The following is a 23,929-nucleotide window of genomic DNA, read 5'->3' as shown; positions in this document are numbered from 1 at the left end:
TTCATTGTTTTTGAAAATACTACAGAAAGCGCCAGCTCTTTATTTTGTCCTACTTGGCTCCCACTATCCCAAGCTCGCTTGAAGAACGCCATAAGACTTTCTTTCCTGCTGACTATTATATCAGAATTGCAACATACTGTAAATCAAAAACTATAGAAAGATGTATTGTATTCTCTACTCACTTTTTGAAAAAGTTGCAAGTCCAATAACTGACAATAAGAGAGAAATTCCTGAAATACTTAGAATAATAGAAATCATGTTATTCTCACCAGTGGCTGGTAATTGTTTTCCTTCTTTGTTGACTGTAGCTAAAAGCACTTGTTGACCACTTCCAGCTAGTGTTTTATTCTCATGCTTAGCTTCTATATTGGAATGATGTATTACAATTGATGTAGCTTTCTCAATTTTATCATTGCTAATTGAAGACTTAATAGTTGAGACTTGTCTATTGTGACTTACTAATTTAACAGGTTGCACTTGAGAAACTGGTTTGGTTGGAATAACTGGATTAAGCGTTACAACTGGTTTAGCTGGAGTAACTGGCTTAACCGTTACAACTGGTTTAGTTGGAGTAACTAGCTTAATCGTTACAACTGGCTTAGTTGGATTAGCTGGTTTAACCGTTACAACTGGTTTAGCTGGATTAACTGGCTTAATCATTACAACTGGTTTAGTTGGAATAACTGGCTTAACCTTTACAACTGGTTTGGTTGGATTAGCTGGTTTAATCGTTACAACTGGTTTAGCTGGATTAACTGGCTTAATCGTTATGACCGGTTTAGTTGGATTAGCTGGTTTAATCGTTACAACCGGTTTAGCTGGAATCTCTACTTTATTAGCCTTCAGTTTTACAGCCGTTTCTTTTAGAGCATTGATTACTTCATTAATTTCTTCTTGACTAGATTCTGCATTTTCCAAAAGTAACTTAGCTTTGTTGAAAATAAGATTATATGCATCTTTCTCCTCTTTACCAGCTGTCAAAAATCTTGGATCTTTGTCTTGGAACTTCACTTCATCCACGATAACATTTTTTAGGCTCATGAAATCTGTTTCTTTCCCATTCAGCTGGTCTTGTGCTTTCAAGAAAGCGGTCAATAGACGGTCGATTTCATCTTGAGTTATCAAATCTTTTGTAATTAATAATGCCAAGAGTTTAAATTCACGATCATATTGACCTTTGAGTTCTTGATCAGAATTTATATATTTACCTTTTTTAACTGTCTCAGCATATGCTTTAATGGCATTCTTCAATGATGTGATATCAGATTCCTTACCATCCAATGTTTGCATAGCAGACTCTAAAGCCTTAACAATTTGGTCAATTTTATCTTGGTTAAGTTTACTTCCCAATGCTAGTTGCGCATCTTTGACACTTTGATCAAAAATCTCTTTTAACTTCTGTTTTGTATTATAATATCTCGGAGTTTTAACTACTTCCATTTGTTTATTTAAAGCTGCAATCAGAGCTAACTTAGAAACGACTGAAAGTGACAAAACATTATTTTTACCAAACAGGACTTTAAATGGTTGAAGATTATCAAGTAATTCATAACCGTTTGATAGATTTACAAGAACTTTATATTCACCAGTAACTACTTTCTTACCATAAGAATGTTTACCATATGTTTCAGCTGGCAAGACTTGACTCTGACCGTCTTCACCTACTAAAGTAATCGTTGTAGTTCCAGGAACAGCTTGATTAAAGCCAACCGTTACTGGGGCATATTTCATTTTGTTAGCCAAGAAGGTAATAGTTTGAAAACTGTTTTCTTTCGTTAAATCAAATTCCTTAGATAGAGCACTCACAAATTTCAACTCTGTACGGTCATAGCTAAAAATTTCTGCAACATAATGCCCAAATTTCAAGAAATTAATATCTTTTGACTTGTCAACAGTTACATATTGACCTTCGCTATTTTTAATGCGATAAACATAAGTTGTATCAATCTCATCCTTGGTTTTATTGTTTAGTATAGCAATTTTTACACGACCACTATTTTCTTCACCTACAAGATCTTTGAGAGATATAAAATCTACATTTCCCGCAAAGTCTTCTACATAATAGAAGATTTTCGATTTATCAACGTTCTTAGGAAGTGTATAACTACCATCTTCATTTTGTTTGATAATTTGATACTGTTCGATTTCTGAATCTGTCGCCTCTCTATTTTCAGAAGGACGAATATAAAAGACTTTTTCTAGAAGAATTCCGCCATTTCCTACATCCTGAGGTTTACGAGCTATAAATTGTTCTTGATCTTTTTGAGAACGAATATATCCCGAAGTAATCAGAGGTTTTTGTGTATCGATTTGAATTTTAAATGTTGTATATTGTTCCTCAGCTCCAGGGACATCTGGCTTATAACTAATAACATAGTCATAAATTCCATCAGAAACTCGATTTCCATTAGAATCCTGTCCTCCCCAAGCTGTTTTATCTACAATGTAACTTCTTGGATTTCTAGTATCGCCATCAAAATAATTTTTTACAAGGTCTGTTGGACGACTTTGCCAAATAGGATGACTGTGTGTTGTATCCGAAGAATCATAAACCGTCGCACGAAGATTTACCAAATTTCTATAGACAAGAGTTTTAAATTTAACAGAATCTTTATTACCATCCTCATTTGGCGAGATAGCAAGGCGGATGTTCCCCTTTTCATCTAATTGTAGATGGTATTTTCCTTCAGCATCTTGTTTCACTCCGAGTACAGTCACTCGATTTCCTTGACGCTCTGCTTTTAAAACATTTACATCATTTTCAGAGCTTGTTAAATAAGTTGCATCGTCTGAAGGTGAAATTCCTGGATTATCTTTATCAATTTCAGAGTAAAATCCACTGTTTCCTTCCTTAATCAATTGATAAATTGGTTTTTCAATTGCAGGTAGATTTTGGAATTCTCCCTTAAATCCCATAAATGGTAAACCAATAACAGAACCATCATCTGCAGGATTGACAAATCTAACAAATCCTTCTAGAAAATATCCATTTGGCATTATTTTGCTAAGTTCTTCAGTAAACTTACTTGTATCTACACTAACTGTTACTGTCTTCGTACTATGAGCTTTCACAGTTACTTCAGGCCAGACTGTTTCAGTTAGTTTTCGTGGACGGAGAGTGAATTTCCCTTCTTCAACTTCATCAGTATTTGTATTTACAATCATCTTCAATGTTCGGTCTTTATCCGAAATATTATGAATTGTAACTTCAAAGGTAAATTTATCACCAACATTGCCAAGAGTAACACTTGGATAGTTATTTGCACCTGTTACAAATAGATCTGTGCTTGTTGCAGCCATCGTATCAACTGCACCAGCACCTTGCTGACGTGGAGAAGTATAGGCTCCAGTCTGTTTATTAAAATGTGGTTTTGCAGTAGACATAATTAAAGCTTTTACAATCTCTGAAATTTGACTAGCTGATAATTCAGGATGTTTCTTTGCTAAATATTCTTTGACTAATGCTGCGACACCAGCTACATGAGGAGCCGCCATACTTGTTCCACTGATACTTCCATAGCTATTATCGTTAAATGATGAATAGATATTTCCACCAGGTGCAGTAACATCTGGTTTCAATTGTCCATCTGTTGTAACTCCCCAACTTGAAAAATCTGATAATTGGTCTGCAACATCTGATTTACGATTATCCATCTTGTGATTAAAGACAATTTTATACTGACCAGACTTAAGAATTTCACCATAATGTTTTGAAATAAAGACAGATGGGATTTTCTTAGCATCACCTGTAACAGACATACTAACATTTGCACCTTCAACGTTGTTATAAATTAAAACTCCAGCTGCACCATGTTGAAGAGCATTTTTAATCTTATCAGAAAAATTAATTTTACCACGTTGAATCAGTGCTAACTTGCCTCTTACATCAATATTAGCAAAATCTTCTTCACGACCAATACCCGCTGCTACATATTCGTATTCTTTCCCGTTTTCAAAATCTTTTTCTGTTTCAGGTCTATTAAAATCAAACTTACCATAATCAAGGGTAGCGTCATTTTCTAAACCTTTTACTTCAAAGACTTCAGTAGTTAGAATTTTATTATTAATAGAAGCAACAGAAATTGAATCTTCCACTGTAGAGGGATTTCCGACAAGACCATAATCAGGATTTGCTGCCAATGGTTGTGAAAAACCTCTACCGAAAGTATTACTATTACCTGCAGCGATAACAACAGATACTCCTTTAGCGCGTGCTCTTTTTACTGCATCAATGATATCTGAACCAGCATCTACCGTTGAACCCGCACCTGCACCCAAACTCATATTGATCACATCTGCACCTAATGCAACAGCATCATCAATAGCTTTTACATAAAGGGCAGAGGCTGTAGTTTTATCTCTGTCTGAAAAAACTCTCATAAACATAATTTGAGCTTCTGGCGCCACCCCGTAAACCTTCTCAGAATTCGGTGCTTTATTAACAGGATTTCCAGCTACAATTCCAGTAACGTGCATTCCATGAGACTCTTTTTCAGCCTCTTTTATATTATCAGTTCCATCAAAGTAATCATAAGCATATACTACTTTGTCACTGTACCATTTCCCATAGTCAATACCAGCAGCCTTTTTAGCTTTTTCGATATCATCCTGATTTTTAAATTTCGCCTTTGACGGATCAGAAATACGCAAAACCTCATGATTCAAATCAAGACCTGAATCTATAACAGCAACTACAGTTCCTTGTCCTTTATGTCCTGCTTCCCAGGTTTTAGGGACAGTAATAATTTCATTACTGGAGATACTGTTCGGCTTTTCTTTATGTCCACCTTGAGATAACGACTGTGATTGTATGCTTTCTGAAGAAGAATTACTTTTCACTGCTGATTCTTCCTTCTTCTCTTCACTTTTTATAGCAGTCGTTTCTTTCTGTGTGGTTAAATCCTTGTCTGACTTATTATCTCTATACTCGATAGAATCATCTTGTTTTAATGACTCTATCACTTCTGTTTTTTCTTTCGAAGAAGAATTTAGAGCATTCTTGTCAGCCGTGACTGGTGATGCAAGCTTATTTGAATCATCTAATTTATTAGTCGTTACAGTACGTGTAACTTGATTGGATGTTTCAAATTTTCCCTCATCGGCACTAACCTGTGCGAAAGCAAATCCGAAAGCAAAGACCGTTAGCAGAAAAATTGTTGCTATTTGGTACTTGTTATGGCAAAAATCTTTGCAATCTCCCATAAAATCACTCCTTTTTATTTAAAATTAAAAGTATTATATACCAAATTATCTGAAAATTCTATCAAAATATTATTTTGTAACAAAATTGTAATATTAACCAATCCTATCATGAGATTTAAACATAAAAAAATTTAGCCTCGATTAATACAAGACTAAATTTATTTATTGAAAAATTACTTACGATTTAATTAGTTATTCAGCAAAAGTCTTTACTGATCACGGTCATAGAATAGTTCATGTGCTTTTAATCGTGAATTAAGCATTTCAGGAACTGTGACAAAGTGATATCCTTGCTCTTTTAGATAATCTATAATCTTTGGTAAAGCATTGACTGTTTCAGCATGGATATCATGCATTAAGATAATCGAACCATTACGAACTTGACGTTGAATCTCTGTCAAAATTGCTGCTTCATTCTTACTCTTCCAATCCAGACTATCCACATCCCACATAATAAAACTCAAATCAAGGCTATTTCGAATGTCGTCTGTAATGGCTCCATAAGGCGGACGCATAAGTTTGGAACTAGAACCCAACACTTTAGTTAGCGCATCCTCAGTATCAGTAATCTGTTTTTTAGCTTCGTCAAGTGAAAGTTTTGAAAGCACTGGATGACTCCAACTATGGTTTCCAATAACATGGCCATCCGATTTCATGCGTTTCAAAATCTCTTCATTTCCAGAAACATTCTTACCTAAAACAAAGAAAGTTGCCTTGATACCATACTTAGAAAGTGTATCTAATGCTTGATTTGTCGTTGCAGGATTTGGTCCATCATCAAAAGTTAGAGCTACCACTTTTTGGTTTTTCTTTTCATAATAAGCCTTATAAAGTTCGGCATCCTTGTCTAATAAATAAGAGGATTGTACTACATCAAAGAAACTAGATACTGGTAAGGCAATATCATCTAGATTTTCAACTGACTGACTTGGATAAAGGATAATCTGACTATCCTTGTAATCAAAATTCCATGCAGACAAGTCTTGATCAGAGAAGCCTTTAACAACTTGATCAATCTTTTCTTGCTCCAATTTCTTATCCTGTAAGAAAGAGGTGATTTCTTTTAACAACTGCTCTTTGGCTTTACTAGGATCTGAAAATAATTGATCAAGTGTATAAGGTTTACCATCTTCTGTCAAATGGACTTTTGCCAGACTAGTTTTTTCAGTCTCTTCAACTTTTGACGAAGTTAAATCATAGACTTGTTTCATCACACTTCGGTTAACAATCCCTTTTAAAGTCGAATCCTGTTTCTCAGTATAATAAAAAACTAGATTTTCCTTGTCTTCCAGATTTTCCTTAATATCCTGTGTCATGATTTCTTTTACAGATGAAATCACTTGCTCCCCTTGGAGAGGATAATAGGCAATTACTTCGGCTTGTCCCTTACGAAAATGATCTTTCTGATTTCCCTCACTCAATTGATCATCTTTCTCTTTTTTGAGCGTTTCAATCCTTTGTTCAAAACTTTGCTTTGTATATATTTTGTATCCAATCATTGAACCAAGGACACAAATACTTACTGAAAAGATAGCTACTAGGGCTATTAAACCGATTCTCTTTTTATCGTGCTCAACACGATTTGCTCTACTTTTATCCATAGAAATATCATATCAAATTCAGGCTATAATTTCAATGAGAAATAAGTACTATTACTCGTTTTGAACAAAAAAATAGGCTCCATAATATCTATAGGGGGATTTACCCACTACAAATATTTTAGAGCCTTTTATTATGTTAGAAACGAATCGTCTCACGTGTTTTTTCGTATGAAGTGACAAAACGGTTGGTTACACCTGGTTCTGCAACTTCCAAAGCTTGCGAAATCTTATCAAATGAAGCATGATAATCAAATTCTTTTTCAAAAATTTCTAATGATTCATTAAAAGCTTCTTGAATTCGTTCATCAAATGAGCGGTAACGGTTCGAATACTGTAGCAATTGTTCTGTCAATGTTGCATATTGAACAATATTATAGGTTTCTTCTTCAAGTGCTTCCATATCATTGGTTGTAATTTCAAGCATACGGTTCACAGCTTCGATATTGACCCGAGCTTCTTCTAGTTCAGCCATCAACTCTTCAGTATGGTTACTTGCTGTAAAGAACAACTGTAAGAAATTCTGAGGAATACCTGGAAGATTGCGTTTTTCCATATATCTCTTAATCGTGTGAAGACGATTAACATAAACATTTGCCTTCTGGCGAGCATTGATATCATCTTTTTCAATCTGAGCAAGGCGTTGACTAACCGCAACTTGTTCATCTTCAATTTCCTTCAAAGTCGCTTGTAAGTTTTCCAAACGATCTTCAAGGAATGAATAAGGTTCAGAATGTTCCTCTTGTTCAGAAGTTAATTCCAATACAGATTCTTCTAAAGATTCTAACTCAGCTTGTAATCTATGAACATGACTAACATCCGTTTCAGATAGTAGGTAATTGTTACTCAATCGTTGAATATCTTCCACTAAAACAGCATTACTATCTTTCATGTGTTTCAAATATGTAGGAAGGGTTGCAACTAAGCCTTCTACTACTTTTTGAGCAGCAATTTCTCGTGTAAAGATATCATAGAGTGTATTGATTTCTTCTTGAACTTGAGTATTTTCATACTCAGCATTATCCAACTCTAATTGTGCAATATTTTCGTGGTTTTTCTTCAAAGCTTCATAAAGCAATTGGAAGCGAGATTCAATATCCGTTTCAGCAAAATGATAATTAGCATCTAAAAGTTTACGGTAACCGTCTTCCAAATCTTCCAATTGATCAGGTAGCTCTTTAGATAATGTTTTTACAATTGCTGGCAGGCGATCTACTATGTGACTCAAAGCCAAGATATGATTTTCAGCATTATCCAAAATCACAGCAGCTTCTACTGGGTCACCTGAAGTGTTCAAAGTAACAAACTGAGAAAACTCTGATTGGATATTTTCCAATTGTTTTTCGATTTCAGATAAACCTTGGCCATATTCTTCAGAATGATCAGCCACTCGGTGTTGCAACTCTTCAAACAAGTCCAAAGTATGAAGAACACGTCCACTATTTTTAGACTCTTGTTTCTCCAAATCTGCCAAAGCATTGCGAATTGCCGCAATATCTTCTTCAATCAAGGTAATTTGACTCTCGATTTGGTCTATTTGATGACTGGCCTTGAAAAAACGGAATGAGTTGTTATAGCCTTCTGCCTCAAAAAGATTATTTTCGATATCTGCAAAAGAGTTAAGAGATAGGTCAACCCATTTTTGGTTCCACTCACGGAAAGTCACTTGACTTTGTCCAATCAAGTGCATGTTTTTTACAGCTTCAACTTCATCGTTTACTGGAAGATTGTACAGCTCTTCTTTTTTCTCTTCTAAAATTGCTAATTTACTTTCATTGCGTTTCCGTACATAAATTGCTATAGCATATGAAATCAGCAATATAATTGCAATTGCAATTATAAGATATACTACTAGACTACCAGACATATTAAACTCCTTTTTTACTTGAAACAATCGTAATGATTATATCATATTTTTTAGACCAAGGGAACTACTTCTCCCGATTTTTTAGACATCAAGTGTACTATAGACGGCATTTTCTTCGATAAATTCACGACGAGGCTCTACTCGATCTCCCATCAACATATCAAAGATTTTATCTGCTTCAGCCGCATCATCCACAGAAACTCTAGCCATTAAGCGGTGTTCTGGATCCATGGTTGTTTCCCATAATTGATGGTCATCCATTTCACCTAACCCCTTATAACGCTGAATAGTTGGTTTAGCACGGCCTTCACTGTGACGAGCTAAGGCTTCTTGGAGTTTGATTTCTTGGTCTGCTCCTGGCTGGATATATTCTTTAATCTCACTTCCAACTTTGACACCATAGATTGGTGGTTGAGCGATATAAACATAACCAGCTTCTAGGATTGGTTTCATATAACGATAAATCAAGGTTAAAAGAAGGGTACGAATGTGGGCTCCATCGACATCGGCATCGGTCATCAAAACAAGTTTTTGGTAACGAGCTTTTGAAACATCAAATTCTGCACCAAATCCTGTTCCCATCGCTGTGAAAAGACTACGAATTTCTTCGTTAGCTAGAATCTTATCCATACTTGCCTTTTCAACGTTCAAAATCTTACCGCGGATTGGAAGAATTGCCTGAAATTCACGGTTACGACCAGATTTGGCTGACCCACCAGCTGAGTCTCCTTCGACGATGAAGAGTTCTGTTTCAGCAGGATTGTTAGAAGAGCAGTCTGCTAGTTTACCTGGAAGGTTGGAAATTTCCAAACCAGATTTTTTACGAGTGACTTCACGCGCACGCTTGGCAGCCACACGAGCCTTAGCAGCCAGAATTCCTTTTTCTACAATGCGTTTTGCAATTTGAGGATTCTCCATAAGGAAATCAGAGAAGGCATCACTGAAGAGGCGATTGGTAATCTTGACCACTTCGCTATTTCCCAATTTGGTCTTGGTTTGTCCTTCAAACTGTGGATTTGGGTGTTTAACTGAGATAACTGCAGTTAATCCTTCGCGGACATCTTCCCCTGTTAAGTTGTCTTCATTGTCTTTCAGTAACTTATTCTTACGAGCATAATCATTGATAACACGTGTCAAGGCTGTACGGAAACCTTGTTCATGCGTTCCACCTTCATGGGTATGAATATTATTGGCGAAACTCATGACATTTTCATGGTAACCTGTTGTGTACTGCATGGCTACTTCAACTGTGATATCATCCATCTCACCATCTGTGTAGATTGGTGTATCAAAGATTACATCCTTATTCTCATTGATATATTCAACGTAACTAGCAATCCCACCTTCATAGTGGTAATGCTTAGTTTGTTCTAACCCCTCACGCTTATCTGTAATGGAGATTTGAAGACCACGATTTAGAAAGGCTAATTCTTGAATACGTTTATTTAATTTATCAAAGTCAAAAGTGGTTGTTTCAGTGAAAATTTCTGGGTCTGGTGTAAAATGAACCGTTGTTCCAGTTTTATCCGTATCTCCAACCACCTCAAGATCAGCAACAACATGACCACGACGGTATTCTTGATAATGAATCTTACCGTTTTTGTGGACATGAACGTCTAATTGAGTGGAAAGGGCATTAACTACTGAAGACCCCACTCCGTGAAGACCACCTGAAACCTTGTATCCTCCACCGCCAAACTTTCCTCCAGCGTGAAGGACAGTAAAGACAGTCTCAACGGCAGGTCGGCCTGTTTTTTCCTGAATATCGACGGGGATACCACGCCCATCATCAACAACAGTAATCGAATCATCTGGCTCAATAAAGACTTGAATATGGCTAGCAAATCCTGCCAAGGCCTCATCAATTGAGTTATCAACAATTTCCCAGACTAGATGGTGAAGACCTTCTTTTGAAGTTGACCCGATATACATCCCTGGACGCATACGAACAGCCTCTAAGCCCTCTAAAACTTGAATTTGACTGGCATCATAATCTTGTGCCTGCAGATTTTTAATTTCTTCTGTCATCTTATTCCTTTTTCTTACATGTCTAATACTTGTCTTAAATTCACGATACTGGTAAACAAGTGGGTAGCTAGTCCTGCAGCTTGACCTGCTTCGATATCAATCGGTCGATCACCAATTACAAGACCAGAGTTAATTTGATACTTTTCTCTTAAATAAATCATGGACTCAGGATCTGGTTTTCTCTTAAAGCCTGAGTTAGAAGTCACCACTTCTGTAAAATAAGCTGCTATAGAGGTTTTTTCTAAAATTTCCAAGACCTGATCATTACGGTGAGAGACCAAAAAATGACGGCCATCTTGATTTGAAATGTCTTCCAATAAACCAGAAACCCCATCAAATAAAATCGGATGTTCTAGCTCTCTGGCTTCATTTTGCTTGTACTTTTCTAAAAAATTCTCTAAGTTGGGAGCGAATGTCTCAATCGCAAAATCAGTAGAAACCTTTAAAGCCTGATAGACACTGTCATGGTCTTGTGTGATGCCATACAATGCCAATGTTTCAACAAATGCAGCTGTTGAAGTTTCGTAATTATCTAGTAAAGTTCCACCTAAATCCCAGATGTAATCGTGATATTTCATACCCTTCATTATAGCATTTTTTTATGAAAAAAGCGATGATTTCCCTGAGTTTTCCACATAAAAAATGCTCTATGATATTTATATAGGATAAATTTCTTATAGATATTATGAAACCTATTTTCTTGTAGAAAAAAGCCCCATATAATCTATAATGAAAAGCAACCAAACCATCATTAGAGAGAATCATATGGAACAATTATATTTTAACACAAAACTACTTTATATTAAAAATCCTAATATCCAATTTATGGATGTTATTAATAAGGGGGGTAACTTCTCAAAGTAAGTTCCACTTGACTGGTATTGAGCCTAGCTTTTCACTAATCTTCTCTTGAAAGTTTAAAACTGATTACAAACAGCTCAGCAAAGCTAACTTATAAAACCTTACTCAAGAAGTCCTTAGTTCGTTGTTCTTGGGTTTGTTCAAAAATCTCTTCAGGTGTTCCATCTTCAACAACCACACCGTCTGCCATAAAGATGACACGGTCTGCCACCTCACGGGCAAATCCCATTTCATGAGTTACGATAACCATGGTCATTCCTGACTTGGCTAGGTCTTGCATAACCGCCAGCACCTCACCTACCATTTCAGGGTCCAGGGCTGAAGTTGGCTCGTCAAAGAGCAAAACATCAGGTTCCATAGCTAAACCACGTGCAATAGCAATCCGTTGTTGCTGCCCACCTGACAAACTCTGTGGATAAGCAGTTGCCTTATCTGGTAAACCAACTTTTTCCAAAAGTTCCTGAGCTCTCTTCTCAGCAACTTCCTTACTTTCACCTTTGGTCTTGATAGGAGACAAGGTGATATTTTCCATCACAGTCATATTAGGAAAGAGATTAAATTGTTGGAAAACCATGCCCATCTTCTCACGCATGGCAAAGAGGTCATTCTTCTTGTCCGTAATATCGACTCCCTCAAAGATAACCTTCCCCTTGGTCGCTTCTTCCAACAAATTCATAGAGCGAAGCAAGGTAGATTTCCCACTCCCTGAAGGACCGATGATCACGACAACTTCTCCTCTTTTAATCTCGAGGTTGATGCCCTTCAATACTTCATTCTTTCCAAAGGATTTATGTAAATTTTCAATTTTTATCAAGGTTTCTGTCATTATTTCTTATCTCCTTGTCCCATACGTTTTTCAAAAGCTTTCAAGGCCACTGTCAAAATAGAAGTCATAATTAAGTAGTAAAATGCAGCAAATAAAAGTGGTGTTAAAGGTAGATAGGTTGTTGTGGAAACTGTTGTAGCCCCATTCCACAGCTCCATGACACCGATAGCTGATAAGAGGGAACTATCCTTGATAATCGTGATAAATTCGTTCCCCAATGCTGGCAAGATATTTTTGATAGCTTGTGGCAAAATCACATAGCGCATCGCGTTTTTAGGACGAATCCCTAAAGAATAAGCCGCCTCTAACTGCCCCTTAGGAACCGCATTGATTCCGGCCCGAACAGTCTCAGAAACATAGGCACCACTGTTCATAGAGATAATCAAAATCCCTGGAATCAGACGAGAAAGATCAACACCCAAAATCCCAACCTGAATAGTCGGAGCATTGATATGCATAAGAGCAAAGGCAATCATAATCTGAACCATCATCGGTGTCCCACGGAAAATCCAGACGTACAAGTTGGCGAGCCAGACAAGCGGTTTAAACTTTGAACGTTGCCCAAAAGCCAAGACAACACCCAAAATAGTTCCCAAAAAGACAACACAGATAGAAATGAGAACCGTCACGACAGCCCCATAGTTAAAATAAGGTAAATACTTAGGTAAAAAAGAAAAATTCATAGTCACACTGCTTTCTAAAATAGAATACTGTATGATTATAACATGCATTGTATTAAAATTCAAACTTTTTATCCGATTTATTCAAAAAATCTTTAAGCTGGTAGAATTAGCGAGAAATCTTAGTTTTTTTCTAGTCAAGTTGGCTTCCTTTATGGTAAAATAGTAATGATAAGAAATGAAGGAGAATCAAAATGGAATCACATTTGGTTAGAATCATCAACCGCCTTGAAGCAATGGCAAAAGATGGCGGAAATTTAAAACGTAATTTTGAACGCGAAGGAGTTGTTGTTGCAGAAGTTGCATACAGCCACGACGAAGAAAACGGCTCAATCTTCACCCTTCGTGATGTAGAAGCTCGCGAAACTTATACGTTTGACAGCATTGACTTGATTGCAATGGAGATTTACGAACTCCTTTACTAATACAAAACAAGCTGGGATTACACCCTGCATGTCTAACCAAAATCCTTTTTGTCTCACAAATAGGATTTTTTTATAGTCTAAATTCACAAAGATTTTCATTGTAACAACTTCTCAAAACTTCAATCTTTTTACTTGCTTTACACCTCAATCCTGTTATAATGAGAGTATAGAAATTTGACTATTTTTGACCTTTAGATAGGTCAGGCTAAAGAAAGAAATGAGGTAGATGTATGCTTTGTCAAAACTGTAAAATCAACGACTCAACAATTCATCTTTATACCAATCTCAATGGAAAGCAAAAACAAATTGACCTCTGTCAAAACTGCTATAAGATTATCAAAACAGATCCTAACAATAGCCTCTTTAAAGGTATGACAGATCTGAACAATCGTGACTTTGATCCTTTTGGTGATTTCTTCAATGACTTAAACAATTTTAGACCTTCTAACAACACTCCACCGACTCCTCCAACCCAATCAGGTGGAGGTTACGGTGGAAATGGCGGTTATGGTTCTCAAAATCGTGGATCTGCTCAAACTCCGCCACCTAGCCAAGAAAAAGGCCTGCTGGAAGAATTTGGTATCAACGTAACTGAAATTGCCCGTCGTGGTGATATTGACCCCGTTATTGGACGCGACGATGAGATTATCCGTGTCATCGAAATTCTCAATCGTAGAACCAAGAATAATCCTGTCCTTATCGGTGAACCAGGTGTCGGAAAAACAGCCGTTGTCGAAGGTCTAGCTCAAAAGATCGTTGATGGTGATGTTCCGCATAAACTCCAAGGCAAACAAGTCATCCGTCTGGATGTGGTTAGCCTGGTTCAAGGAACTGGGATTCGTGGGCAATTTGAAGAACGCATGCAAAAACTCATGGAAGAAATTCGCAAACGTGAGGACATCATCCTCTTTATCGATGAAATCCATGAAATAGTCGGTGCGGGTTCTGCGGGCGATGGCAATATGGATGCAGGGAATATCCTCAAGCCCGCCCTTGCTCGTGGAGAATTGCAATTGGTTGGTGCTACTACCCTCAATGAATACCGTATCATTGAAAAGGATGCAGCCCTAGAGCGTCGTATGCAACCTGTCAAAGTCGATGAACCAACCGTGGAAGAAACAATCACTATCCTCAAAGGGATTCAAAAGAAATACGAAGACTACCACCACGTTCAGTATACCGATGCTGCAATTGAAGCAGCTGCAACTCTTTCCAATCGCTACATCCAAGATCGCTTCTTGCCTGACAAGGCCATTGACCTCCTAGATGAAGCTGGTTCTAAGATGAACTTGACCTTGAATTTTGTGGATCCTAAAGTAATCGATCAGCGCTTGATTGAGGCTGAAAATCTTAAATCTCAAGCTACACGAGAGGAAGATTTTGAGAAGGCCGCCTACTTCCGCGATCAGATTGCCAAGTATAAGGAAATGCAAAAGAAAAAGGTCACAGACCAGGATACTCCTATCATCAGTGAGAAAACCATTGAGCACATTATCGAGCAGAAAACCAATATCCCTGTTGGCGATTTGAAAGAGAAAGAACAATCTCAACTCATCCATCTAGCCGAAGATCTCAAGTCTCATGTTATTGGACAAGATGATGCTGTCGATAAGATTGCCAAGGCTATTCGCCGGAATCGTGTCGGTCTCGGTACCCCTAACCGCCCAATCGGAAGCTTCCTCTTTGTCGGACCAACTGGGGTCGGTAAGACAGAACTTTCCAAACAATTAGCTATCGAACTCTTTGGTTCTGCTGATAGCATGATTCGCTTTGACATGAGCGAATACATGGAAAAACACAGCGTGGCGAAATTAGTCGGTGCCCCTCCAGGTTATGTTGGCTACGATGAGGCTGGGCAATTAACTGAAAAAGTTCGCCGCAATCCCTACTCACTTATCCTCTTGGATGAAGTGGAAAAAGCCCATCCAGATGTCATGCATATGTTCCTCCAGGTCTTGGACGATGGTCGTTTGACAGATGGGCAAGGACGCACAGTTAGCTTCAAGGATGCCATCATCATCATGACTTCAAATGCAGGGACAGGTAAGGCCGAAGCCAGCGTTGGATTTGGGGCAGCTCGCGAAGGACGTACCAACTCTGTTCTTGGTGAACTCGGTAACTTCTTTAGCCCAGAGTTTATGAACCGTTTTGATGGTATTATCGAATTTAAGGCTCTCAGCAAAGATAATCTCCTTCAAATTGTCGAGCTTATGCTTGCAGATGTTAACAAACGTCTTTCTAGCAACAACATTCATTTGGATGTAACCGACAAGGTCAAGGAAAAATTGGTTGACCTTGGTTATGATCCAAAAATGGGAGCACGCCCACTTCGTCGTACTATTCAAGACTATATTGAGGACGCAATCACTGACTACTACCTTGAAAATCCAAGTGAAAAAGACCTAAAGGCAGTTATGACCAGCAAAGGCAAGATTCAAATCAAGTCTGCCAAAAAAGCTGAAGTGAAAACTTCTGAAACAGAAAAATAAATACTATATAAAAGAAGTAGAAAATGAAAATTTTCTGCTCCTTTTTACTAAAATAACTATAAGTTCTTGACAGCTTGCTCTTTGTCTATTATGATAATAATAAAGATACTAGATAATGAGGAAAATTCAATGGCAACCCCAACTTTCGGAGAAAAAAAAGCGAATACAGACTATGTTGCTCGTTATGGAGTGTATGCAGTTATCCCTGATGCTGAGGGAAAACAAATTGTTCTTGTTCAAGCACCTAATGGTGCTTGGTTCCTACCAGGTGGTGAAATTGAAGTAGGTGAAAACCATCAAGAAGCCCTAAAGCGTGAATTGATTGAAGAGCTCGGCTTCACAGCTGAAATTGGTACCTATTACGGACAAGCTGACGAATATTTCTACTCTCGTCATCGTGACACCTACTACTACAATCCTGCCTACCTCTATGAAGCGACTTCTTTCAAAGAAGTGCAAAAGCCACTAGAAGACTTTAATCATATTGCCTGGTTCCCTATTGACGAGGCTATTGAAAATCTCAAACGTGGTAGCCATAAATGGGCTATTGAATCTTGGAAAAAACAGCATAAGATTGACTAAATCCAGCTACTTTATTCAAAAAGTGCTATAATAGAATTAGAAAATCGGAGGAAATGTTATGAAGCTAATCAATACGACAAACTCACACTCGCAACTTGTAAAAAGCCAGCTAGAAAGTACAGATGCAACCCTTGTTGAGGTTTATTCTGCAGGGAATACCGATGTTATTTTTACCCAAGCTCCGCTTCACTATGAAATCCTCATCTCAAACAAACACCGCGCTATTCGCGAACCTGAAATCGAAGCGATTCAAGAATTTTTCTTGAAACGTAAAATTGATAAGGACTCTATTGATGAGGCCAATATCAAAACCCTCTATTCAGAAAAATTAATTGGAATTTCGATTCCAACCAAATAAAATCTTGGAGAGATTAGAAAGTGCTTTAAACCTTATGGAACAAAATTAGGTTTATTTAGCTTTTTAAATCATCTCCAATTTTTTATCTTGAAATCTTATCATACAAGATTTTATAGATAATTAAGGAGACAAACATGGGAAACATGATATATCGAGAGGCAAGAATTGAAGAAAGCGAAAAAATTGGAAAATTATTAGCCAATTCCTTTCTTGACTATCCCTTTTTAACGATTATAACTGATGATTTGAAGAAACCTGACTCCTATCCTGCTTTTGTAGAAACATTGCAAATTCTGCTTACTAGAGTCTATATTAAGAAGGGAAACTGTTTAATTGCGGAACAGGATGAAGAATTACTTGCAGTTGCCCTTTTACAACAAAAAGATTTCTGTATACTATCCTATCTACGAAATGGTGGAACAAACATTTTTCGCTACATTCGACCACAAAATCTCCTTAAATACTTTGACTTTGTAAAACGTTCCAAAAAGCATTTAGAAGAATCTGGAGAGTTTGATTGGTATTTGATGGCCTTAGCTGTCAATACAGCAAGTAAGGGGCGGGGAATAGGCAGTACTTTTCTGACACAAGGGGTTGAACCCTATGTTAAATCAAAAGGCTGTAAACACTTGGGACTCATAACTAGTACAGCTAGAAATACCTCATTCTACAAAAAAAACGATTATGTATTACTGGACCATATGGACTTAAAATACGGATCAAAATCAATTGGTAACTGGGCATTTTTAAAAACAATGAATAAATTATAACAGACCAGCAATTTACAAATCCTATTTAAATAAGGATAACTTATATTTATAAAAACCAACGTTCAAAACGTTGGTTTTCTTATCTATTTGACTGCTTCTTTCAAAGTATCTACCTTATCCAAACGTTCCCATGGAAGGTCAATATCTGTACGTCCCATGTGTCCATAAGCCGCTGTTTGACGGTAAATTGGGCGCTTGAGGTCCAGCATTTGGATAATTCCTGCAGGACGAAGGTCAAAGATTTGACGAGCAGCTTTTTCAAGTTTGCTTTCAGCTACTGTTCCTGTACCGAAGGTATCGATACGAACAGAAACAGGCTGGGCAACACCGATAGCATAGGCCAATTGCACTTCTGCCTTCTTAGCAAGGCCTGCTGCAACGATATTCTTGGCAATATAACGAGCAGCATAAGAGGCTGAACGGTCCACCTTAGTCGCATCCTTACCAGAGAAGGCACCACCACCATGACGAGAGTAGCCACCATAAGTATCTACGATGATCTTACGACCAGTCAAACCTGAGTCCCCTTGCGGTCCACCGATTACAAAACGACCAGTAGGATTGATGAAGAATTTGGTTTGCTCATCCAAGTAAGAGGCTGGAATAACTTCTTTGATAACCTTGTTAATGACATCATTGTGAATTTGTTCGTTGCTGACTTCTGGGTCGTGCTGAGTAGAAATAACAACTGTGTCCACACGTACTGGACGGTCATTTTCATCATACTCAACTGTAACTTGTGATTTAGCATCTGGGCGAAGATAGCTAATTTCCCCAGACTTACGAAGTTCTGCCAGACGACGAACCAATTTATGACTGAGTGAAATTGGCAATGGCATGAGCTCTTCTGTTTCATCCACTGCAAATCCAAACATGAGCCCTTGGTCTCCAGCACCAATCAAATCAAGCGGATCTTGGTCTGCATTCCCACGAACCTCCAAGGCTTCGTTGACACCTTGGGCAATGTCTGGAGATTGTTCCACCAAAGATGGATGTACTCCTACAGTCTCAGCAGAAAAACCATATTCTGTATTGGTGTAGCCAATCTCTGCAATGGTATCACGAACCACACGATTAATATCTACATAGGCATTTGTAGAAATTTCACCAAAAACGTGGACGGAACCAGTATATACAGCTGTCTCAGCAGCAACGTGCGCCTCTGGATCCTTAGCTAAAATAGCATCTAAAATCGCATCTGAAATTTGGTCTGCAATCTTATCCGGATGCCCCTCAGATACAGATTCAGACGTGAATAATTTACGTTCTGACATAAAAATGTCCCCCCTTAAAAATAGTGTTATAGAGTTACAAAGTACTGATAGGAAAACTCTTAGTGATAAATACCTACCATCTTATCGGGACTATATAACTTTATCATTATACCATTTTTTAGCGCAATTTGCAGTCTTTAATGTAGTGTTTCTGTTTAGATAGTTCGTTCTCATAAATAAAAAAAAATTGGAGCTCAGTACTCCAACTTTTTCTATTAAAATGTTTGGCGTTTTGCTTTACGCTCTGCACGACCGCGAGCACGATTTTCAGCACGCTTGGTCTTGCGACGTTTTTCATCAACCGCCCATTGAATTTTCTTCTTATAACCTGGTTTGACTTTTTTCTTTTTCTTTTTAACCAAACCAATCATTTCGATATCAAGTTTATCTTGTTTTTTCTCACGGTTGGCACGACGATCACGGTCATAAGTATCTTGAAATTCCCCGTCTTTGACCATCTTAGGAGTAAACTTGATTCCCAATTTCTCCAACTCACGGATATCCGAGTCATCACTTGGCTGATAAAGGGTAATAGCTGTACCTGGTAGGCCATTTCGTCCAGTACGACCAACACGGTGAACAAAGAAGGACAAATCTTGCGGAATGGCATCATTGATGACATGGCTGACACCTTCAATGTCAATTCCACGCGCTGCCAAATCTGTTGCGACAATATACTCAAAATCCAGATTTTTAACCTGGTTCATGATACGTTTGCGCTCACGAGGGGCAATATCCCCATGGATTTTTGCCACCTTCAAGCCTTGAGCAGTCAGATATGAATGCAATTCATCAGCACGCGTTTTAGTGTTAACAAAAATCATTGCCAAATACGGTTGCATCAACTGAGTCAACTGGTAAATTTGAGCATTCTTATCTCGGCCTTTGGTCGAAATCAACCAATTATCAATGGTATCAGAAATGACCGTTTTGGTCTTGATTTTCTCCATAACAGGATTTGATAAGTATTTTTTCAAGAATGGTTGCAACTTTTGTGGGATAGTCGCTGAGAAGACCATGAATTGTAGGTCTTTTGGAAGGCTACCAGCAATCTTATCAACAGTTTCTAAGAATCCCATATCCAAGGTCATATCTGCCTCATCGACCACAAAGGTCTTGGCCTTGTGAATAGCTAAATCACCAGATTTAACCAAGTCATAGATACGGCCTGGCGTACCGATAACAATATGAGGTTGGTTGCTTGCTAATTTCTCAATCTGGCGAGCCTTATCTGTCCCCCCCACATAATTAACCACACGAACTTCCACATCTGAGTGGGCTGCAATCTGACGAGCTGCTTGGTAAATCTGAGTAGCCAACTCACGGCTCGGTGCCGTAATTACTGCCTGTACACTATCACTAGCTTCATCTAATTGCTGGAAAATTGGTAACAAGAAAGTATGAGTCTTACCTGAACCTGTTTTTGATTCACCGACTAGGTCACGACCTGCCAAGACAATCGGAATCAACTTATCTTGCACCTCTGTTGGAGTTGTAAATTTTAACTCCTCCAAGGCTTCTCTAATATAGTTTTTAAATTGAAATTTCGTAAATGACATAATATCCTCGATTCTATCTATCTTATCAATTATACCATATTTTATTCTATTTCAGTAGCTTCACTTATTTAAGCTATTTCCAGTAGCTTCTCTAGTCAGAAAAAGGCTGGAATTTCATGATTCCAACCTCTTTTCATACTCAATGAAAATCAAAGAGCAAACTAGGAAACTAGCCGCAGGTTGCTCAAAACACTGTTTTGAGGTTGCAGATAGAACTGACGAAGTCAGTAACATCTATACGGCAAGGCGACGTTGACGTGGTTTGAAGAGATTTTCAAAGAGTATCAGTTATTATTTCCAGTTTAAAATAGCATTCAAGCCATAGTGATCACTGACTTGCGGACTCTTATTGCCATCAAATACGACATGTAAATGTTCTACGGCTAACTCTTGGGTAGTAAAAACATAGTCGATTCGTAGAGGTTCTGTGTTCCCCTTCCAACCATCAATTTCTGGTGGAACTGTATAGCTACCACTTTTCTCTTGAGCAACTTCAAATGCATCTTGTAAGCCTAATGGACTAGCTAAAATAGCTTGGTATCCTTCCTGACCAGCTGGGTTGTTGAAATCTCCAGCCAGCAAAAGTGGCTTGTTCAATTCTTTCAAGACAGCCTCAAATCGTGCCCATTCTTCTTGGAAACCTTTATCCCACCAAGAAAAGTGGACACTGGCAACTGCAAGTTCCTTACCATCAACTACAGTTTCAGCAAGGGCAACGCGTCGAGTATGATAGTCTGTTGGATCATCCACATCTGAAACCAAAATTTCTCTGGCTTCAATAGGTGTTTTAGACAAGATAGCCACACCTTCATGGTAGCGGTCATAACCGATATGGTTATAGGCCCAGGTCCAATAGTAATTTTTTCCTTGCTCAGATAACTTTTCAACCAAAAGTCTAACATAATGATCTTGATGAATAGGCTCAGCTGCTGGCAAAGATTGATAGAAATCATTAACTTCTACCTTAGGCGAAGTAATCTCCTGATTAATTTCTTGGAAACAAATCAAATCATAGTCTTTATCAAGAATATCTTCAAGCAAGAGCTGGAATTTTTCCTCAGCTTCTTTTTCCATCCAGCTATGAGTATTGAGTGTTAAAAATTTCATGCTTTTCTCCCAAAACAAGAGGTTGGAAAACAGCTTCCAACCTCAAGTATATTACAATTCTACTTCAGCAACTGCTGTTTTAGCTGCAAGAGAACCTGTTTTTTCTAATTTAACTGATTTAATAGCTTCAGCATTCGTGAAGACAACTACTGTTGAAGTTTCACGACCTGCTGCACGGATAGCATCCAAGTCAGCTGTGACAAGAAGATCACCTGCTGCAACTTTTTGTCCTTCAGCTACATGAACAGTAAATGGTTTTCCTTCAAGACTTACTGTGTCCAAACCAATGTGAACAAGTACTTCAAGACCTGCTTCAGTCACAAGACCAAGAGCATGTTTTGTAGGGAAGATGCTTGATACAGTACCTGAAACTGGAGATACAATGTTTCCATTTGCAGGTTCTACAGCAAATCCATCACCCATCATTTTTTGAGCAAATACTGGATCTTTCACTTGTTCCAAGGCAACAACTTGACCATCTGCTACTGAGTAAACTTCCTCAGTAAGACCTTTGAAGTGTACAGTGTTTTGTTGCGCTTCTGTCATTTGACTTGGAAGAGTTTCAGGAATGATTTCACCTGAATCAAGGATATCTTGGATATCAGATTTCAATACGTCCGCTTTTGGACCGTAGATAGCTTGAACTCCTTGTCCTTTCATGACAAGACCCATAGCTCCTTCTGCTTTCCATTGTTCTGCATCACCAACTTTGTCAGCATCTTTTACAGTTACACGAAGACGAGTCATACATGCATCCACATCAACGATGTTTGCACGTCCACCAAGAAGGTTGATAATGTTTACAGCTTGAGAACCTGCTGAAATTTTCACTTCACTGCTAGCTTCTTCTGAATCTTCAGCAGTTTCGTAGTTTCCGTTACGTCCTGGAGTTGCGTAGTTGAATTTTTGAATCATGAAGTTTGCGATAAAGTACATGATTACGGCAAAGAGAACAGTTACCCAGATAAAGTTAACAATATCCATACCGATACCAGCGCTAATCGCAATAGGTGTACGAGTCAAGAACTCGATCGAACCGAATGAGTGCATACGTAGGTTTACTACGTCAGCCATAGCGAAGGCAGCACCTTGAACAAGTGAGTAAACAAGATACATAGGTGTTGCGACGAACATGAACATGTATTCGATTGGTTCAGTAACCCCTGTCAAGAATGTTGCAAGAGCTGTTGCAATCATCATACCTTTGTATTTGTGTTTCTTGTCTGCATCAACATTACGGTAGATAGCCACAATCACACCCATCAAGATACCGAATGAACCGATCATTTGTCCAACTTTGAAACGAGCTGGGTGAACAGTATCTAACAATTGTTGGTAATGACTTGCATCTGTACCTTTAAGGTTAACAAGGTCTGTTACCCATGCAAGCCATAGTGGGTCTTGACCAAATACTTGGCTACCTTTTGCTGCACCAGTTAAGACCTCATAAGTACCACCAAGAGCTGTGTAGTTCATTGGGATAGTCAACATGTGGTGAAGACCAAATGGTAAGAGCAAACGTTCCAATGTACCATACAAGAATGGTGCAAGGATTGGAGCAGTTTCTTGTGAGTTAGCAATCCAGATACCAAAGCTATTGATACCAGTTTGCACAAGTGGCCAGAAAGCTGAAAGTACAATTGCAGCAATTATTGAACGAAGAATAACTACAAACGGTACAAAACGTTTTCCGTTAAAGAATGAAAGTGCATCAGGAAGCTTACGGAAGTTATAGTATTTATTGTAAGCAGTTGCTCCAATAAAACCAGAAATAATCCCTACGAAGACACCCATGTTAAGTGCTGGGGCTTCCATAACACTAATGAAGTAATCAGCAACTTTGATTTGCCCACCCAATAGTGTTGAAACCATAGCATCTGGATTTTTCAACATATCGCCTGATACGCCAAAGATTGTACCAGTGATACGGTTAATCAAGATGAAGGCAAGACCAGCGGCGAAAGCACCACCAGCACGTTCTTTAGCCCAGCTACCTCCAATGGCTAGGGCGAACAAGATATGAAGGTTAACGATAACCCCCCAACCGATTTGTTCTAGTACACCACCAGTAATAACAAGTGGTGCAAAGGTTGGGTTAATCATCACGATAGACTTACCGATTGAAATCATCAAACCAGCAGCCGGCATAACCGCGATAACCACCATCAAAGCCTTACCGAATTTTTGCCAAAACTCGAAAGACAAGACATTTTTGAATGTATCTTTCATCATTCAAATCTCCTTTATTTTTATTTAGGCAAACGTTTTACGAAAACGTTTGCACTTAACTATGTATTAATTAT

The 23,929-nt window shown here is 38.1% G+C and carries 16 protein-coding genes; 5 read left to right on the top strand and 11 right to left on the bottom strand.

The window, feature by feature from the left end; genetic code table 11:
• Positions 1 to 174: 174 nt before the first annotated feature.
• The 7 genes from N8O80_RS02285 to N8O80_RS02255 all read right to left on the bottom strand — a co-directional run bounded on the left by N8O80_RS02285 (position 175) and on the right by N8O80_RS02255 (position 13,065).
• Positions 175 to 5,202: a S8 family serine peptidase gene (locus N8O80_RS02285; RefSeq protein WP_261026696.1), complete on the bottom strand. Its 5,028-nt coding sequence runs from the start codon at positions 5,200 to 5,202 to the stop codon at positions 175 to 177.
• 209 nt (positions 5,203 to 5,411) lie between these two features.
• Positions 5,412 to 6,803, bottom strand: a complete 1,392-nt coding sequence (gene pgdA / locus N8O80_RS02280) for a peptidoglycan-N-acetylglucosamine deacetylase PgdA (RefSeq protein ID WP_020901904.1) — start codon at positions 6,801 to 6,803, stop codon at positions 5,412 to 5,414.
• A 136-nt stretch (positions 6,804 to 6,939) separates the two neighbouring features.
• Complete coding sequence (gene ezrA, locus N8O80_RS02275; protein ID WP_084863109.1) at positions 6,940 to 8,667, bottom strand: septation ring formation regulator EzrA; 1,728 nt, start codon at positions 8,665 to 8,667, stop codon at positions 6,940 to 6,942.
• Positions 8,668 to 8,748: 81 nt separating this feature from the next.
• The gene (gene gyrB / locus N8O80_RS02270) at positions 8,749 to 10,695 is read right to left on the bottom strand and encodes a DNA topoisomerase (ATP-hydrolyzing) subunit B (protein WP_000134040.1); all 1,947 of its coding nucleotides are present in this window, start codon (positions 10,693 to 10,695) and stop codon (positions 8,749 to 8,751) included.
• Positions 10,696 to 10,709: 14 nt separating this feature from the next.
• Positions 10,710 to 11,273 (bottom strand): HAD family hydrolase, encoded by a 564-nt coding sequence (locus tag N8O80_RS02265; protein WP_261026694.1) that lies wholly within the window; start codon positions 11,271 to 11,273, stop codon positions 10,710 to 10,712.
• A gap of 374 nt (positions 11,274 to 11,647) precedes the next feature.
• Complete coding sequence (locus N8O80_RS02260; RefSeq protein ID WP_261026692.1) at positions 11,648 to 12,382, bottom strand: amino acid ABC transporter ATP-binding protein; 735 nt, start codon at positions 12,380 to 12,382, stop codon at positions 11,648 to 11,650.
• The gene (locus N8O80_RS02255) at positions 12,382 to 13,065 is read right to left on the bottom strand and encodes an amino acid ABC transporter permease (protein ID WP_001011642.1); all 684 of its coding nucleotides are present in this window, start codon (positions 13,063 to 13,065) and stop codon (positions 12,382 to 12,384) included. The genes N8O80_RS02260 and N8O80_RS02255 overlap by 1 nt, the downstream gene beginning before the upstream one ends.
• Before the next feature lie 191 nt (positions 13,066 to 13,256).
• Here N8O80_RS02255 and N8O80_RS02250 point away from each other — a divergent pair, with 191 nt between their 5' ends.
• The 5 genes from N8O80_RS02250 to N8O80_RS02230 all read left to right on the top strand — a co-directional run bounded on the left by N8O80_RS02250 (position 13,257) and on the right by N8O80_RS02230 (position 17,686).
• Entirely contained in the window at positions 13,257 to 13,487 is a 231-nt protein-coding gene (locus N8O80_RS02250; protein WP_000443570.1) for a DUF1797 family protein, read from the top strand.
• 230 nt (positions 13,488 to 13,717) lie between these two features.
• Positions 13,718 to 15,976: an ATP-dependent Clp protease ATP-binding subunit gene (locus N8O80_RS02245; RefSeq protein WP_261026690.1), complete on the top strand. Its 2,259-nt coding sequence runs from the start codon at positions 13,718 to 13,720 to the stop codon at positions 15,974 to 15,976.
• 129 nt (positions 15,977 to 16,105) lie between these two features.
• A complete protein-coding gene (locus N8O80_RS02240; RefSeq protein ID WP_261026689.1) occupies positions 16,106 to 16,558 on the top strand; it encodes an NUDIX hydrolase in 453 nt (150 codons plus the stop codon).
• Positions 16,559 to 16,616: 58 nt separating this feature from the next.
• A complete protein-coding gene (locus N8O80_RS02235) occupies positions 16,617 to 16,916 on the top strand; it encodes a DUF1827 family protein (RefSeq protein ID WP_000767189.1) in 300 nt (99 codons plus the stop codon).
• A gap of 134 nt (positions 16,917 to 17,050) precedes the next feature.
• Positions 17,051 to 17,686 carry a GNAT family N-acetyltransferase gene (locus N8O80_RS02230; RefSeq protein ID WP_261026687.1) on the top strand — a complete coding sequence of 212 codons (636 nt, stop codon included), beginning with the start codon at positions 17,051 to 17,053 and terminating at the stop codon, positions 17,684 to 17,686.
• Between the two features lie 83 nt (positions 17,687 to 17,769).
• Here N8O80_RS02230 and metK read toward each other — a convergent pair whose 3' ends face one another.
• The 4 genes from metK to N8O80_RS02210 all read right to left on the bottom strand — a co-directional run bounded on the left by metK (position 17,770) and on the right by N8O80_RS02210 (position 23,858).
• Positions 17,770 to 18,960, bottom strand: a complete 1,191-nt coding sequence (gene metK, locus N8O80_RS02225) for a methionine adenosyltransferase (protein WP_004259911.1) — start codon at positions 18,958 to 18,960, stop codon at positions 17,770 to 17,772.
• Between the two features lie 215 nt (positions 18,961 to 19,175).
• A complete protein-coding gene (locus tag N8O80_RS02220) occupies positions 19,176 to 20,519 on the bottom strand; it encodes a DEAD/DEAH box helicase (protein ID WP_049522019.1) in 1,344 nt (447 codons plus the stop codon).
• 291 nt (positions 20,520 to 20,810) lie between these two features.
• Positions 20,811 to 21,626, bottom strand: a complete 816-nt coding sequence (locus N8O80_RS02215; RefSeq protein WP_261026684.1) for an endonuclease/exonuclease/phosphatase family protein — start codon at positions 21,624 to 21,626, stop codon at positions 20,811 to 20,813.
• A 51-nt stretch (positions 21,627 to 21,677) separates the two neighbouring features.
• Complete coding sequence (locus tag N8O80_RS02210; protein ID WP_261026683.1) at positions 21,678 to 23,858, bottom strand: PTS transporter subunit IIBC; 2,181 nt, start codon at positions 23,856 to 23,858, stop codon at positions 21,678 to 21,680.
• Positions 23,859 to 23,929 lie beyond the last annotated feature (71 nt).

The sequence above is a fragment of the Streptococcus mitis genome (assembly GCF_946190155.1).
Taxonomy (GTDB): domain Bacteria; phylum Bacillota; class Bacilli; order Lactobacillales; family Streptococcaceae; genus Streptococcus; species Streptococcus mitis_CL.
Note: the sequence above shows the minus strand (reverse complement) of the source record. Positions and strands in the feature narration are given on the sequence as shown.

Coding starts and splice junctions, on each gene's coding strand:
- N8O80_RS02255 (WP_001011642.1), bottom strand. CDS start 13,065: ATGAATTTTTCTTTTTTACCTAAGTATTTACCTTATTTTAACTATGGG.
- N8O80_RS02285 (WP_261026696.1), bottom strand. CDS start 5,202: ATGGGAGATTGCAAAGATTTTTGCCATAACAAGTACCAAATAGCAACA.
- N8O80_RS02260 (WP_261026692.1), bottom strand. CDS start 12,382: ATGACAGAAACCTTGATAAAAATTGAAAATTTACATAAATCCTTTGGA.
- N8O80_RS02235 (WP_000767189.1), top strand. CDS start 16,617: ATGAAGCTAATCAATACGACAAACTCACACTCGCAACTTGTAAAAAGC.
- N8O80_RS02220 (WP_049522019.1), bottom strand. CDS start 20,519: ATGTCATTTACGAAATTTCAATTTAAAAACTATATTAGAGAAGCCTTG.
- N8O80_RS02215 (WP_261026684.1), bottom strand. CDS start 21,626: ATGAAATTTTTAACACTCAATACTCATAGCTGGATGGAAAAAGAAGCT.
- gyrB (WP_000134040.1), bottom strand. CDS start 10,695: ATGACAGAAGAAATTAAAAATCTGCAGGCACAAGATTATGATGCCAGT.
- ezrA (WP_084863109.1), bottom strand. CDS start 8,667: ATGTCTGGTAGTCTAGTAGTATATCTTATAATTGCAATTGCAATTATA.
- N8O80_RS02210 (WP_261026683.1), bottom strand. CDS start 23,858: ATGATGAAAGATACATTCAAAAATGTCTTGTCTTTCGAGTTTTGGCAA.
- N8O80_RS02230 (WP_261026687.1), top strand. CDS start 17,051: ATGGGAAACATGATATATCGAGAGGCAAGAATTGAAGAAAGCGAAAAA.
- pgdA (WP_020901904.1), bottom strand. CDS start 6,803: ATGGATAAAAGTAGAGCAAATCGTGTTGAGCACGATAAAAAGAGAATC.
- N8O80_RS02240 (WP_261026689.1), top strand. CDS start 16,106: ATGGCAACCCCAACTTTCGGAGAAAAAAAAGCGAATACAGACTATGTT.
- N8O80_RS02250 (WP_000443570.1), top strand. CDS start 13,257: ATGGAATCACATTTGGTTAGAATCATCAACCGCCTTGAAGCAATGGCA.
- metK (WP_004259911.1), bottom strand. CDS start 18,960: ATGTCAGAACGTAAATTATTCACGTCTGAATCTGTATCTGAGGGGCAT.
- N8O80_RS02265 (WP_261026694.1), bottom strand. CDS start 11,273: ATGAAATATCACGATTACATCTGGGATTTAGGTGGAACTTTACTAGAT.
- N8O80_RS02245 (WP_261026690.1), top strand. CDS start 13,718: ATGCTTTGTCAAAACTGTAAAATCAACGACTCAACAATTCATCTTTAT.